Annotated in this window: 13 protein-coding genes; 10 read left to right on the forward strand and 3 right to left on the reverse strand. The window is 74.0% G+C overall.

Annotated features, from left to right (window positions below; all coding sequences use genetic code 11):
* Nucleotides 1-39 precede the first annotated feature (39 nt).
* Together ABZ809_RS10275 and ABZ809_RS10280 are read right to left on the reverse strand one after the other, a co-directional pair.
* On the reverse strand, nt 40-564 hold the full coding sequence (locus ABZ809_RS10275; RefSeq protein WP_357562154.1) for a DinB family protein: 525 nt from the start codon (nt 562-564) through the stop codon (nt 40-42).
* A 12-nt stretch (nt 565-576) separates the two neighbouring features.
* The gene (locus ABZ809_RS10280) at nt 577-1,497 is read right to left on the reverse strand and encodes a DUF72 domain-containing protein (protein WP_357562155.1); all 921 of its coding nucleotides are present in this window, start codon (nt 1,495-1,497) and stop codon (nt 577-579) included.
* A 257-nt stretch (nt 1,498-1,754) separates the two neighbouring features.
* Here ABZ809_RS10280 and ABZ809_RS10285 point away from each other — a divergent pair, with 257 nt between their 5' ends.
* From ABZ809_RS10285 to ABZ809_RS10300, 4 genes are all read left to right on the forward strand, one after another.
* Nucleotides 1,755-2,801 (forward strand): NAD(P)-dependent alcohol dehydrogenase, encoded by a 1,047-nt coding sequence (locus ABZ809_RS10285; protein ID WP_357562156.1) that lies wholly within the window; start codon nt 1,755-1,757, stop codon nt 2,799-2,801.
* Between the two features lie 23 nt (nt 2,802-2,824).
* Nucleotides 2,825-3,340 carry a 2'-5' RNA ligase family protein gene (locus ABZ809_RS10290; protein ID WP_357562157.1) on the forward strand — a complete coding sequence of 172 codons (516 nt, stop codon included), beginning with the start codon at nt 2,825-2,827 and terminating at the stop codon, nt 3,338-3,340.
* Between the two features lie 54 nt (nt 3,341-3,394).
* Complete coding sequence (locus ABZ809_RS10295) at nt 3,395-5,953, forward strand: hypothetical protein (protein WP_357562158.1); 2,559 nt, start codon at nt 3,395-3,397, stop codon at nt 5,951-5,953.
* Between the two features lie 168 nt (nt 5,954-6,121).
* Nucleotides 6,122-6,991 carry a S1 family peptidase gene (locus ABZ809_RS10300; protein ID WP_357562159.1) on the forward strand — a complete coding sequence of 290 codons (870 nt, stop codon included), beginning with the start codon at nt 6,122-6,124 and terminating at the stop codon, nt 6,989-6,991.
* 55 nt (nt 6,992-7,046) lie between these two features.
* Here ABZ809_RS10300 and ABZ809_RS10305 read toward each other — a convergent pair whose 3' ends face one another.
* Nucleotides 7,047-8,123, reverse strand: coding sequence for a PIN domain-containing protein (locus ABZ809_RS10305; RefSeq protein ID WP_357562160.1), 1,077 nt, complete (start codon nt 8,121-8,123; stop codon nt 7,047-7,049).
* Between the two features lie 114 nt (nt 8,124-8,237).
* On the opposite strand from ABZ809_RS10305, the gene ABZ809_RS10310 reads away from it, so the two are divergent.
* The 6 genes from ABZ809_RS10310 (at nt 8,238) to ABZ809_RS10335 (ending at nt 14,669) form a co-directional block, all read left to right on the forward strand.
* Nucleotides 8,238-9,527, forward strand: coding sequence for a sensor histidine kinase (locus tag ABZ809_RS10310; protein ID WP_357562161.1), 1,290 nt, complete (start codon nt 8,238-8,240; stop codon nt 9,525-9,527).
* Nucleotides 9,515-10,204, forward strand: coding sequence for a response regulator transcription factor (locus tag ABZ809_RS10315; protein WP_357562162.1), 690 nt, complete (start codon nt 9,515-9,517; stop codon nt 10,202-10,204). Before ABZ809_RS10310 ends, ABZ809_RS10315 begins: the two co-directional genes overlap by 13 nt.
* Nucleotides 10,205-10,273: 69 nt before the next feature.
* A complete protein-coding gene (locus ABZ809_RS10320) occupies nt 10,274-11,467 on the forward strand; it encodes an endonuclease (protein ID WP_357562163.1) in 1,194 nt (397 codons plus the stop codon).
* 257 nt (nt 11,468-11,724) lie between these two features.
* Nucleotides 11,725-12,960 (forward strand): serine hydrolase domain-containing protein, encoded by a 1,236-nt coding sequence (locus tag ABZ809_RS10325; protein ID WP_357562164.1) that lies wholly within the window; start codon nt 11,725-11,727, stop codon nt 12,958-12,960.
* Nucleotides 12,961-13,128: 168 nt separating this feature from the next.
* Entirely contained in the window at nt 13,129-13,914 is a 786-nt protein-coding gene (locus ABZ809_RS10330; protein WP_357562165.1) for a MerR family transcriptional regulator, read from the forward strand.
* Nucleotides 13,915-14,177: 263 nt separating this feature from the next.
* The gene (locus tag ABZ809_RS10335) at nt 14,178-14,669 is read left to right on the forward strand and encodes a DUF2231 domain-containing protein (protein WP_357562166.1); all 492 of its coding nucleotides are present in this window, start codon (nt 14,178-14,180) and stop codon (nt 14,667-14,669) included.
* Nucleotides 14,670-14,769 lie beyond the last annotated feature (100 nt).

Raw genomic sequence — 14,769 nt, forward strand, 5'->3', positions numbered from 1 at the left:
GGCCGGTCAGGCCCGACCCGACCGGCGTTCCTGAGCCGGTCAGGGCCGGCCCGCGGCGCGCAGCAGCCGCAACTGCCCGATCTCGGCCACGTTCTTCATCAGCTCGGCGTTGACCCACCCCACCGTGTGCGTCACGGTGTGGGCGGGGTCGTCCTGCCACGGGAACGGCGCGATGCCGTCGAGGTCGGCGTCGGTGAGACGGTCGAGCAGCTCCAGCCACTCGGTGCGCAGGCCCCGTAGCCACGCGACGGCCGGTTCGCCCGGGCCGGGCCACTGCACGTCGGCCCGCTGCCGGGCCGGCCGGCCGCCGAGCTGGTCCATGGCCACCGTCCACCACCAGCCGACGTGCCACGTCACCCAGCCGAGGGTCGGCACCGGGATCGGGTCGGGTTCCGTGTCGGCCCAGTCCGGCGTCCAGCCGCCGGGGCCGCGCCGCATCGTCCAGCAGTGCGCGGCCGGCTCCCAGAGGAAGTCCGCCGGTTCGAGGCGGTCGAGGTGGTATTCGAACAACGACCACGTGAGGTCGAACTGCCAGCGCAGGAGGGCTCGGGACGCTGTCGACATCCGGAAATCATCTCAGCCCGCCGACCCGGCCCCGGTCCGGGCCGGCTGCGCCCGTCCCGCGGGCTCCACGCCCAGCAGACCCGCCAGCCGGGCCGCGTCGCGTTGGGCCTGGTCGCCGCAGCAGTTGTTGAACAGCACGTGCAGCTCGCCGGCCTGCCCGGCCAGTTCCACCAGCAGTTCCGCCCAGCGGCGCAGTTCCTCGTCGCCGTACGCGTAGCGGAACTTCTCCTGCTTGTCCCCCGTCTCCCAGGCGGTGCTGTGCCCGTGGAAGCGGACGACCGCCAGCTCCGCCGTGGCGAACAGGATGGGCGGCACCGACGAGGGGTGCCCCTGCGGCATGTCGACGCAGACGAACGACAACTCGTGCTCGCGCAGGAACGTGAGCGTCTCGAGCGCGGCCGCGCCGTCGAACCAGGACCCGTGGCGCAGCTCGACGGCGACCGGCCACGGCCGGCACCGCTCGGCCAGCTCGGCGACGCGCCGTTCGGCGGCGGCCCCCCGGGTCAGCCAGGGCGGAAACTGGAGCAGTACCGCGCCGAGCCGGCCGGCCGCCGCGATCGGGTCCAGCGCCGTTCGGAACCGGTCCCACAGCTCGTCGTACGCGGCCGTTGGCAGGTCCCGGCGGCGGATCCGGCTCGGGCCGCCCGCCGGACGCAGGTCGTGGGGCAGCGCCGCCACCGGTGTCGGGTGGCCGGTGAACAGGCTGAACGCCTTGACGTCGAAGGTGAAGCCCGCCGGTGTGGCGTCGACCCAGCCCTGCGTCGTCTCGGGCACGGGCACCGCGTAGTAGGACGTGTCCACCTCGACCAGCGGGAACCGCCCGGCGTAGAAGTCGAGCCGGCCGGCCGGGGTGTTCGCCGCCCGCGGATACCACCCCGACCGCAGCAGCATCCGATCCGCCCACGACGCCGTACCCACCTTGATGACACCCATGTAGTTCAGTGCACCCCACCCCGCCCGACCCAGCAACCGCACAGCCCTCCCCCGCCACACGCCGCACAGGACACCCGCACCCGCGATCTTGCACTTTCCGCCCCGGCGTACTCCACAAAAGCCGCAGAGCTCGGGCCGGAAGTGCAAGATCGACGCGGTGGAGGGGGGCAGGGGCGCACGGAAGTGGGGGTTTGGTGGGGCGGTCAGGGGGCAGGCAGGCGGGACGGGGCGGGGAGCCGGAGGAGAGGAGACGTCCGATGCGCGCGCTGCGGTTGCCGGACTGGAAGTCGGAGCCCGAGTTGGTCGAGGTCGACGAGCCGACGCCCGGCCCGGGCCAGGTGGTGGTGAAGATCGGTGGCGCCGGCGCCTGCCACTCCGACCTGCACCTGATGCACGACTTCGAGGCCGGCGCGGTCCCCTGGAACCCGCCGTTCACCCTCGGCCACGAGAACGCGGGCTGGGTGCACGCCCTCGGTGACGGGGTGACCGGGCTGACGGTGGGGCAGCCGGTGGCCGTCTACGGGCCGTGGGGCTGCGGCAACTGCGAACGCTGCCGGGTGGGCGCCGAGTCGTACTGCGAGAACGTCGCCGAGGCGCCCGTGCCCGGCGGGGGCGGCGGCCTCGGCCTGGACGGCGGCATGGCCGAGTACATGCTGGTGCCGTACGCCCGGCTCGTCGTGCCGCTGCCCGACGGGCTCGACCCGGTGCAGGCGGCACCGTTGACCGACGCCGGGCTCACCCCGTACCACGCGATCCGCCGGTCCTGGTCGAAGCTCGGCCCGACCAGCACTGCCGTGGTGATCGGTGTGGGCGGTCTCGGGCACGTCGGCGTGCAGATCCTCAAGGCCACCACCGCGACCCGGGTGATCGCCGTGGACACCCGCGCAGAGGCGCTCAAGCTCGGCGAGGAGTGCGGCGCCGACCTCACCATGCTCTCCGGCGCGGACACCGCCCAGGAGATCCGCCGGGCCACCGGCGGGCGGGGCGCCGACGTCGTGCTGGACTTCGTCGGCGTCGACACCACCCTCGCACTCGGTGCCGCCGCCGCCCGCACCGTCGGCGACCTCACCATCGTCGGCATCGGTGGCGGCACGCTGCCGGTGAGCTACTTCAGCGTGCCGTACGAGGTGAGCATCCAGACCACGTACTGGGGCAGCCGGCCGGAACTCATCGAGGTGCTCGACCTGGGTGCCCGGGGCCTGGTGCGGCCGAAGGCGAGCACGTTCTCGTTGGAGGAGGCGGTCGGCGCGTACCGGAAGATGCGGGACGGCACGCTGGAGGGCCGGGCCGTCGTCGTGCCCTGACCGACACCCCCTAGGGTGATCATGTGGTCGCGGCGCTGGAGCTCTATCTGGACACCGACGCCACCCGACGGATCCGGGTGCTCTGGGACGCCCTGGAGGCCGAGGGCGTGCAGAGCATGCGTTCGCTGCTGGCCCAGCGGCACCGGCCGCACGTCTCACTCGCCGTAGCGCCCCGCTTCGATCCGGAGCAGGTCGCGGCGGCGCTGCGCGGGACGGTGGTGGCCGCGCCGTTGCGGCTGAGCTTCCAGCACGCCGGGCAGTTCGTCGGTCGGGTGCTCTGGCTGGGCCCCACCCCCACCGCCGAGCTGCTCGCGCACCACGCGCTGGTGCACGGCAGGCTGGCCGAGGCGGGGATCGGGCTGGTCGAGCACTACCAGCCGGGGCGCTGGGTGCCGCACTGCACGCTCTCCATGCGGGTGCCGAACGCCCTGATGGCCGCCGCCGTACGACGGTGCCTGGAGGTGCTGCCGCTGGAGGCGACGGTGGTCGGCGCCGCCCTCACCGACCACGCCCGGGACATCTGCCAACCGCTGCCCTAGCCGGGGCGCGACGGGCGGCGGCGTTGTCGGTGGCGGCCCGTACCGTTCGCGGGCGTGAACGTGAAGCGCGACCCGTGGGCCCTCCTCGTCCGGGGTGACACCGCCGCCGCCGTGGCGGCGGTCACCGGCCTCGACGAGCAGCACCGCCGCCGCGTCGGCGCCGACCTGGTGGCGCACGTACGCGGGCGGCGCGACGACTGGTGGTTCGCCGACCGGGCCACGGCCCTGGCCGTCGCGGCGGTCGGCTGCCTGCCCACGGCGGCGAAGGTCGCCGAGGTGCTGGGCCGGCGGAACGTGCTCCTGCGCGAGGTCGACCCGGCTCCGGTGATCGCGGTGGCGCGGCAGCGGGAGATCACCTGGCTGGCGGAACTGGCCCACCGGCTCGCCGAGCGCGGCGACCCGACGGAGAGCTGGGGCTTCATCGCCGACCTGCTCGACGCCGAGGGCGCCCCACCGCCCACCGGCGACCGGCTGGTGGAGGGCTGGGTCGAGACGGTGGCGTGGCCGCGGGCAGGGCTGCGGTCACACAGCCTGCTGGAGCGGCTGCGCGCGGATCCGTTCCTGGACGCCATGGTGCCCCGGCTGTTCGAGGTGGACGGCATCGGCAGGCTCATGCCGTTCACCGACTTCCGGGCCCCCAAGGAACTGGGCATGCCGGGCGCGCTGGCCCGGCTGGTTGGCGAGGGCCGGCTGGCGCGCACCCCGCTGCTCGACGGCTGCGTCAGCCGGATGCTGCGCGGCGACCGGCCCGGTGCGCTGCGACCGTTCCTCGCGCTGCACGGCCTGCTCGACCCCACCGCCGCCGAGGTGGCCGAGCGACGCGCCGCCTACCTGCGGCTGCTCGCCGACGCGCCCGCGCCGGTGGCCACGCTGGCGCAGAAGGTGCTGCGCAGCCTGGACGACGTGGAGTTCGAGGCGCTCCTCGACGCCTCCCGGGCCGTGCTGGCCCGCCCGGACAGGAAGCTGGTCCGCGCGCAGCTCAGTTGGCTGGACCAGGTCGCCCGCCGGCACCCCGACCGGGCCACCGAGGTCGCCGCCGTGCTCGCGACGGGAGCCGACCATCCCGCCGGCGACATCCGCGACCGCTCCGGCGCGTTGGCCGCCCGGCACGGCCACCGAGCCGGCCCGCCCGCCACGACCGCCCGGCCCGCCACGACCGCCCCGGCGGGCGACGACCTGCCGCCGCCGGCTCCCACCGCGCCGGCACCGCCGCCGATCACCGACCCCGACGAGTTGGCGGAGGAGGTCGTCGCCGGCCCCACCCGGTCGGCGATGTCGCTGGAACGGATCCTCGACGCCGTCGTACGCCTCGCCGGGGAGGACCGGCAGCGCCTAGCCGCGGCCCTCGCCCCGGTGCTGCGCCGCGAGCCGGGCCGCTTCGGGGGCGGCGGACACGCGTGGGACCCGTGCTGCCTGTGCGGCCTCGTCGGCGACGTGCTGCACGCCGCCGCCAAGCCGCGCGCGGCCGAGGCCCGGCGGGGCAGGTGGGCCGCCCCGCTGGCGGCCTGGCCGGGCGACGACCCCGGACCCGGAGCCGCCCGGGTCGCGCCGGCCGCCGACCCCCGGGTGCCGACGCCACAGCGCCTTCTGCGCGCCCGGCTCGCCGAGATCGGCAGCCTGGTCGGCACGCCGCGCCCCGGCCTGCTCGCCGCGCCCACGCTGGCGAACGGCGCCGTCGAACCCGCCGCCCTCTACGAACGCCTGGTGCGCCTCGGCGAGGACGATCCGTGGTCGACGGAGCTGACCCAGGCGCTGCTGCGGCTGCCCGCCGTCGCCGACGAACCGCTGGCCGCCAAGGCCGCGGCGCTGCACACCCCGGCGGGCGACCGGCTCGCCGCCTGGCTGCGCGGCGGCGGGCTGCCACGTCCGGCGCACCGGGTCGTCACCGTGCGACGCCAACTGCCGCCCGACTGGCGCGTACGCGGGCTGGTGCCCCAACGCACGCACGTGGAACTCGACCCGCCGGACGGCTTCGCCGACCCGCTCGGCCTGCTCACCGTGCCGGCACCGGCGGTCGACGTGTGGAACGGCGACTGGGTGCCGTTCTGGCCGGCGGTGCTGCCGGGCCACCGGGGCCTGGTCGCCGCCCACGTGCTGCCGACCGTCGCGAGCGCCGCCCACGACGTCGCGGGCGCCGCCGCCGTCCTGCCGCTGCTGGCGGAGGGCACCGGGCACGGCGGCCCGGCCCTCGACCTCGCCCTGGCGTACGGCCTCGGCAGCCGGCACGAGGCCGACCGGGTCGCCGCCCTCGACGCCCTGCTCCTGCTGGCCGCCGCCGGTGACCTCGACGCGCCCGGGGTCGGCGCGCACCTCGGCGCCCTGGCCGCTGACGGCGTGTTCCCCGTCTCCCGGACGATCGGGCCGCTGCGGGACGCGGCGGCGGCCGGCGCCCCGCTGACCACCTGGCGTCTCATCGCCGCGGCCCTGCCCGCGGTGCTCGCCGCGTCGCCCGCGCCGCGCGGCGCGCCGGACCTGCTCACCCTGGCCGCGGAGACGGCCGGGACGATCGGCGTACGGGGCGAGGTGCCCGGCCTGGCCGACGTCGTCGCGCGGGGCGGGTCGACCCGGCTGGTCACCGAGGCGCGCCGGCTGGCCGCTGCCCTCGCCCGGTAGGACGACTGGTCCGGCTCCCGCCCCGGCAGGTGGACGGGCTGCGGCCCGCTCCGCGGCGCTGGGGCCGGCTCCGCGGCGCGACCGGCACCGACCTCGGCTCGCCGGTTGTCCGCCGCACGCCCGGGGTGGATCCTGTATGGAATCGACATGGATCCATGGAGGTTCCGGATGCGTCGTCCTGCGCTCGTCCTGCTCCTGCTCGCCGCGCTGCTGCTCGGCCTGCCGGCACCCGCCCACGCCGCCCGCGACCACGGCGGGACCGTGCCCGACCGCGACGCCGGCCTCGCCGCGGCCACGCTCGCGGCGGTCCGCACCGCCGGCACCGCCTGGGGGCTCGACCCCGCCACCGGGCGGATGACCCTGACCTTCGACGACACCGTCCCCGACCGGGAGGTCGCGGCGCTACGGGCGACCGCCGACCGGGCCGGGGCGCTGCTGCGCCGCGAGCCGGGCGAGTTGCGCGTCCTCATCGCCGGCGGGCAGGCGATCTACGGCGGCGGCGGTCGGTGCTCCCTCGGCGCCAACGTCCGCAGCGGCACCACCTACTACTTCGTCACCGCCGGGCACTGCACCGCCGCCGGCACCACCTGGTACGCCGACGGCGCGCAGACCACCGTCCTCGGCACCCGGACGGGCAGCAGCTTCCCCGGCAACGACTACGGGGTGGTCCGTTACACCAGCCGGATCGCCCACCCCAGCGCCGTCTACACCCATCCCGGCCTGCTCACCATCAACAACGCCGGCAACGCGTACGTCGGCCAGGCGGTCTGCCGCAGCGGTTCCACGACCGGGGTGCGCTGCGGCACGGTCACCGGGCTCAACATGACTGTCAACTACGCCGAGGGCAGCGTCTCGGGCCTGATCCGGACCAACATCTGCGCCGAGCCGGGCGACAGCGGCGGCCCGCTCTACGTGGCGGCCACCGGCACCATCCTCGGCATCCTCTCCGGCGGCAGTGGCAACTGCACCAGCGGCGGCACCAGCTACTACCAGCCGATCGCCGAGATCCTGGCCGCGTACGGTCTGACGATTCCCTGACCGGCCGTCCCCGCTCGCCCCGGCCCCCGCCAGGGGCCGGGGCCCGGCGGCACGTTCAGGCGGCCCGTGGGGTGAGCAGGTAGTCGTCGGCCTCGGGGCTCCACCGCAGGTCGACCACGCCGCTGGTGGCGGCCGCCTTGCAGAACTGGAGGAAGCTGCGGTAACCCAGCTTCTTCTCGCTGAAGTCGGGCCGCGCCCGGCGCAGTTGGTTCTTCAGGCCGGAGAGCGCCACCGCCCCCTCGTCGCCGGCCACGTCCGCCACCACCGAGCCGAGCAGCCCGAACGCCACCTCCCGGTCGCCGTGCTCGGGCAGCGAGACCTCCGGGTCGCCCTTGGCGGGCCCCTGCGCCAACTCGACCACGTTGTGCCCGGCGAGGTGCCGCAGCAGTTCCCCGAAGGTGCGGAAGCCGTAGTCGGACTCGCTGAACGTCGGGTCCTTGCGCAGCAGGGTGCGCTTCAGGGTCGAGGCGGTCACCTCGCCGCTGGAACTGCCCTGGAGGCCGGCGACGGTCTGCGCCACCAGCACGGCGAGCGTGTCGACGTCCCGGGCGGCCTCCTCGGCCACCGGCTGTGCCTCGGGCTCCCGCTCCACCTGCTGCGCGTCCGGCTCGGGCAGCCGGGCCGGGCGACCGCGCCGACCCCGCGCGGGCGGGATGTCGACGCCCTCCAACCGGTCGTAGTAGAGGAACTCGTCGCAGGCGGGCGGCAGCAGCGCCGAGGTCGACTTCTCCACCCCGACGCCGATGACCCGCTTGTTCAGCTCGCGGAGCTTGTGGACCAGCGGGGTGAAGTCGCTGTCGCCGGTGCAGATCACGAACGTGGAGATGTACGCGCGCTCGAAGGCCAGCTCCACCGCGTCGACGGCCATCTTGATGTCGGCGGCGTTCTTGCGCGAGGCGCCCATCCGCTGGGGAATCTCGATCAGCTCGACGTGGGACCGGGTGAGCATCCGCCGGTCCTCGTCGAAGTACGACCAGTCCGCGTACGCCCGGCGCACCACGACCCGGCCGCGCTCGGCCAGGGCGTCGGCGATCGGGCGGAAGTCGAAGGCCACCCCGCCGAGATGGTCGCGCGCGCCCAGCGCGAGGTTCTCGTAGTCGAGGAACAGGGCGATGCGGTCTTCTTGATCCACGCAGGTCACCCTACGCCGCCGCCCGCGCGCCCGCCCGGAGGTAGTGCTGGGTATACCCAGGGTGTATGTCCAGCCGGCTGGGGCGGTGCCCACGCCCCGATTAGCGTCGGCGGCATGGCGACGAACCCACCCACGCACCTGGCCGAGGCGCTGCGCCGGCCCGGCTACCTGCTCGGCCCGTGGCCCTGGCGCGCGCTGGCCTACCTGGTCAGCACGGTCCCGGTCGCCGGGGTGCTCTCCGTCGGGTTGCTCGTCGTCGGAGCGCCCCTGCTGGCGGCCGTCAACGCCGTACGGCAGGGCCGCCCGGTCGAGCTTCCCCTCGTGCTGTTCCTGGCCGTCGGCGCGCTGCTGATCCTGGCGTCGGCCCCGGTCGTGAGCATCGCGGCGACCGCCGTCGAACGGCAGCGGCTCAACCTCGTGGACCCCCGCCCGCTGGGCGCGTACCGCTGGCGCGGCCTGGCCGCGCGATACACCGGCGCCGACGCGTGGCGGGAGGTCGCCCACGCCTTCTGGCTGGGCGGCATCGTGCCGCTCGGGTACGCCGTGTGCACGCTGCTCGTGCTGCTCGACCTCACGCTGGTGGCCAGCCCCTGGCTGACCGCCGACGCCGACGAGGTCATCGTGGTCTGGACCGTCGTCGACACCCCCCGCGAGGCCGTCCCGTACGCCGTACTCGGGGTCCTGCTCCTCCCGGTGCTCTGGTACGGGCTCGGCGCGCTCGCCGCGGCCCAGGGGGCGGTGGCCCGGTGGCTGCTCGGCCGGCCCGCCGAACCGGCGGCGCTGCGGGAGGTCAACCGCTCGCGGGCCCGGTTGGTGGACGCGTACGAGGCCGAACGCCGCCGCATCGAACGCGACATGCACGACGGCGTCCAGCCCCGGCTGACCAGCCTCACCCTCCAGTTGGGCCTGGCCCGGCTGGACGTGCCCGGGGACTCCCCCGCCGCCGGGCCGCTCGCCGTCGCGCACGACCAGGCGAAGGGCCTGATGGTCCTGCTCCGGCAGATCGTGCACGGCATCCGCCCGCAGAGCCTCACCGACCTCGGCCTGGCCGGCGCGGTCCGGGAACTGGCCAACGGGGCCACCGTCCCGGTCACCGTCCACGCCGACCTCGGGCGCCCGCTGCCCGAACTCGTGGAGAGCACCGCCTACTTCGTGGTGTCGGAGTCGCTGGGCAACGTCGTGCGGCACGCCGGGGCGACGCACGCCGAGATCCGGCTCACCCACGTCGGCGGCGAACTCGTCGTGGAGGTCCGCGACGACGGCCGTGGCGGTGCCGACCCGGCGCGGGGCACCGGCCTGACGGGCCTCGCCGACCGGGTGGCCGCGGCCGACGGCCGGCTGCTGCTCGCCAGCCCGCCCGGAGGCCCTACGCTCGTCCGGGTGGAGCTGCCGTGCCGGCGCTGACGCGGGTCGTGCTCGCCGAGGACGAGGTCCTCCTGCGCGAGGGCCTCGCCAGCCTGCTGGCCAGGTTCGACTTCGAGGTGGTCGCCGCGGTCGGCACGGCACCGGCGCTGCGGGACGCGGTCCGGGCGCACGAGCCGGACCTGCTGGTGACCGACATCCGGATGCCGCCGGGGCTGCGCGACGACGGGCTGCGGACGGCCGTCGCGCTACGCGCCGAACAGCCGCGGCTCGCCGTCATGGTGCTGAGCCAGCACGTCCGGGCCGAGTACGCCTCGACGCTGCTGGCCAGCGGTGACGGCCGAGGCGTCGGCTACCTGCTCAAGGACCGCGTCGCGGAGGTCGCCGAGTTCGCCGGACAGCTACGCACGGTCACCGGCGGCGGCACGGTCGTCGACCCCGACGTGGTGCGGCAGCTGTTGCACCGCCCGCGCGACCCGCTCGCGGCGCTGTCCCCGCGCGAGCGGGAGGTGCTCGTGCTGCTCGCCGAGGGCCGCTCCAACGCGGCGATCGCCGCGCGGCTGCACGTCAGCGACGCGGCGGTCGGCAAGCACGTCGGCAACATCCTGGCCAAGCTCGGCCTGCTGCCCAGTGACGACACCAACCGTCGCGTGCTCGCGGCCATCACCTACCTGGCCGCCGACGCCGGTGCGGGCGGGAGTGCCGGCCCGGGATCGTAGGCCGGTCGCGCGAGAAGTTGCGCTCCTGATCTCCCGACGTTCACGCCCGCACCGCTAGCATCGCTGCTCATGAATACGAGGAGCAGTACCCGCTCGGGGCCCAGAAGGCTGGCGTTGGCGTTCGCGCTGGCCGCCGTTCTGGTGGCGCCCATCGCGGTGACGGCGGCGGCGTCGGCCGCCACCACATTGACGGTCGCCCAGGCGCTCGCCGCCCAGGACGGCCGGACGGCGGCCGTGACCGGCTACGTCGTCGGCCAGCCGACCAGTACCACGACGGTGCTCAGGTCCGGCTTCACCGCGGACACGGCGATCGCGATCGCCGACACGGCCGCCGAGACCGGGACGACCAGGATGCTCTACGTCCAGGTCACCGCCGCCTACCGGAGCACGTTCGGGCTGCTCACCAACCCGGGCCTGCGGGGCCAGCGGATCACCGCCACCGGCACGCTGACCGCCTACTTCAGCCACGGCGGTCTGAAGAGCCCGACGGCGATGACCCTCGGCGGCACCACGCCCTCGCCGAGCCAGTCGCCGACGCCGGCCCCCACCACCACCCCGGCACCCGGCGGTGACTACGACTCCACCTACTACGCCGGCGCGATCGGCAAGACCGGCACGGCGCTGCGCGGTGCGCTGCACTCGATCATCAAGGTGCACACGAAGATCTCCTACGACCAGGTGTGGGAGGCGCTGCGGGACACCGACCAGGACCCGGCCAACAGCAACAACGTCATCCTGCTCAACACCGGCCGGTCGCAGAGCAAGACCAGCAACGGCGGCGGCGTCAACGACTGGAACCGCGAGCACGTCTGGGCCAAGTCCCACGGCGACTTCGGCACCGCGACCGGCCCGGGCACCGACGTGCATCACCTGCGGCCGGAGGACGTCTCGGTCAACTCGACGCGCGGCAACAAGGACTTCGACAACGGGGGCAGCCCTGTCGCCGAGGCGCCGGGCTGCTACACCGACGCCGACTCGTGGGAGCCGCGCAACGCGGTCAAGGGCGACATCGCCCGCATGATCATGTACATGGCGATCCGGTACGAGGGCACCGACGGCTGGCCCAACCTGGAGCTGAACCAGTCGGTCAGCAACGGCACCGCCCCGTACCACGGCCGGTTGTCGGTGCTGCTCCAGTGGAACCAGGCCGATCCGCCGGACGCGTTCGAGAAGCGCCGCAACCAGCGGATCTACGAGCGCTGGCAGGGCAACCGGAACCCGTTCGTCGACCACCCGGAGTGGGCGACCGCCATCTGGGGCTGATCCGCCACCCGAGGCGCCGCGGCCGGTCCTCCGTGCGGGGACCGGCCGACCGGGCAGGCGTCCGCCGCCACGCGTCCGCGCGCACCGGCCCAGCCTGGTCGTAGGTCGAACTGCCGAGACCGCACAGAGGCCTCGTTCGCGAGTTCGGCATCCTGTGAGCTGGATCATGGTTGAGGTTGACCTTGGGTCAGGGCGGAAGCTCGTCGCAGCGGCACGACGCCGACCGGACACAGCAGTTCTTGAAGGAGCAGATCACCATGTCCAGCGCCCTTTCCGACCAGTCCGAGAGCACCCTGCGGACCGCCGCGTCGCTGGTGGCCGCCACCACCGGTTCGTCTCAGAAGGCCGCCACTGCGGACAGCGGGGCTCCGCCAGCGGCTGCTGCCGGGCAGGATCGCCCGGAACTGCAGAAGGCGATCGAGAAGATCATCGACTCCGGTTTCGTAGGGGTGTCGCTGCGGGTGCACGACGAGCGGGGCGAGTGGGTCGGCAGCGCCGGGGTGGCCGAGTTGGGCGGGGCCGAGAAGCCGCCCACGAATGGGCACCACCGGATCGGCAGCAACACCAAGACCTTCACCGCGACCCTGGTGCTGCAACTGGTGGCCGAGGACAAGCTGGGGCTGAACGACCTGGTCGCCAAGCACCTGCCCGGGTTCGGGCTGGACGACCGGATCACGGTGCGGATGCTGCTGCAACACACCAGCGGGTTGTTCAACTTCACCGGCGAGGTCCACGACGACGGGACGATCGTGCCGGGGATCCCCATCCCCTACGGCACCACGGGCAAAGAGTGGCTGGACAACCGGTTCAAGGCATACCGGCCGCAGGAGTTGGTGGAGCTGGCGTTGGCCAGGCCGGCGCGGTTCGAGCCGGGCACGGGCTGGAGCTACTCCAACACCAACTACGTCCTCGCTCGGCTACTGATCGAGAAGGTCACCGGCCGCTCGTACGCCGAAGAGCTGCAGCGGCTGATCCTGGGACCGCTCGGGCTGTCCGGCACCGTGGTGCCCGACGCCTCGCCGGAGCTCCCCGAACCGCACGCCCGCGCCTACTACCGCTACGACGACACGACCGTCGACGTCACCCGCCAGAACCCGTCCTGGATCTCCACCGGCGGTGACATGATCTCCACCACCCAGGACCTGCACACGTTCATCTCCGCGCTACTGGGCGGCAAGCTCCTGCCGGCGCCGCTGCTGGCCGAGATGTGCACCCCCCACCCGACAGGCATCCCGAACATGGACTACGGCCTCGGAGTGTTCGTGGTGACCACGGACGGCGGCGGCACCGTCATCACCCACAACGGCGCCGCAGTGGGCCACGCGGCGCTGATGTACAGCACACCCGACGGCAGCAGGACCCTGACCGCTGCGCTGAACTGCGTGGACGACGCCGGGCTGTCCATCGCGGCGGCATTCCAGAACGCCCAACAGGGGCTCCTCAAGGAGGTGTTCGGCGGCGGGCAGGCCGATCCGGCCCAGCCGACGGCCTGAACACCTGGGACGACCTGCACGCCTCAAGTGGCGGCCCTTCCCACCGTCGTGCATCAGGTACGACCCGAACCGGGGCCACGCCGACCTGGTCGAGTTCGGCGTGGCCCGCCTCATGCCCGGCCATGACGTGCGTCGTCGCCGAGCCCAAGCACAAGGCAGGCTGAGCACATGACGAACGGAGTCACGATCGGGCAGGCGGCGGCATTCGTCGGCGTCACCGTCAAGACGGTGCGGCACTACCACAAGCTCGGCCTGATCGAGGAGCCGGAGCGCGACAGCTCCGGCTACCGGCGGTACGGATCGGCCGACCTGTTGCGACTGGTGCAGACCCGGACACTGGCCGCCGCCGGGGTGCCGTTGGCCGAGATCGGGCCCCTGCTCGACACCGATGCCGAGCGGTTCGCCGCCGCACTCGCCGACGTCGGGCGGCAACTCACCGAACGGATCGAGGAGTTGATCACGCGACGTGACACACTGCATCGGCTCGCCGATGGTGACCGGGCCCTGCTGCCCGACCGCGCGGTGGCGCTGCTGGAACGGATGCCCGGCCTCGGCTTCACGGCGGACGAGGTGGCGGCCACCAGGGAGGGCTGGGTGCTGGCCAAGGCACTGGTCCCAGATGGCTTCGACGACTACCTCACCCACTTCGCGCACGCCCTCGAAGACACCCAGCTCGTCGCCTTGACCAGACGGGCAGCCGAAGCCGCGGCCTGGGAGCCGGACGACTCCCGCATCGCCGAGCTCGCCACTGCCGCGGCCAACCACTATCTCGCCAACCCGGCACTGCTGAAGACCGTGACCGGCCTGCAGGCCCGCACCGAGGCGGCGACCCGGTACACGCTGATCGCCCACCACGGCGAAGAGCAGACGCCGGCCGCGGCGCGGCTGACCGCGCTCTTCGAGACAAGGCTCCGCGCCGCCGGTACCCATTTCCCCAGACCAGAATTCCGCTGAGCACGCGATGCCCTCCGGTCGCCCTGCCCGGCGGGTCACGGTGCCGCTGGCGACCGCAGGCGAACGTCGGTAAGCGCGATGAACGCTGTCGTCCCGCGCAGTTGGGTGGCGATGGTGGGCGGGCGCGGGGTTTTACGGTCGGGCAGGTCCGGCGGCACGGGACGGATCAGCTTCCAGGCGCCCAGATTCCAGACGAGGTAGGTGTACCGGCGCCTGGACCGGGTATCCCGCGCGGCCCGGTTCCGTCAGCCAGGAGGGTCACGGTGGAGAGTCGAGCCAAGGCGTTGGGCCACGGGATCCATCCCATGATGATCGTTTTCCCGCTGGGGCTGTTCGCCACGGCGGTCATCTTCGACATCCTCTACCTGATCACGGACCGCGCCGGATTCCAGATCTCCGCCGCGTACACCATCGGCGCCGGCGTCATCGGCGGCCTTCTCGCCGCGGTCTTCGGCTTCACGGACTGGCGGGCCATCCCGTCCGGCACCCGCGCCAAGCGGGTGGGCGCGGTCCACGGCATCGGCAACGTCGTCGTCGTGCTGCTGTTCGCGGTGAGCTGGTTGCTGCGCGCGTCCGCGACGAACTGGGAGCCGAACGCCCTGGCCCTGATCTGCAGCTTCGCGGGCATCATCCTCTCCGGGATGACGGCCTGGCTCGGCGGCGAACTGGTCGAGCGGTTGGGGATCGGGGTCAGCGACGGCGCCGGCGTCAACGCGCCGAGTTCCCTGTCCCGCCGTTCCGCGGGCCGCGCCTGACCGGTCCGTCCGTACCCCGGCCGCACCCGGACCGGCGGGACGGCCGGCCCGGGTGCGGCCGCGGGCGGTCAGCAGGGCAGGCTGGCCAGCCGGTCGGCGC

The organism is Micromonospora sp. NPDC047074 (genome assembly GCF_040643815.1).
Taxonomy (GTDB): domain Bacteria; phylum Actinomycetota; class Actinomycetes; order Mycobacteriales; family Micromonosporaceae; genus Micromonospora.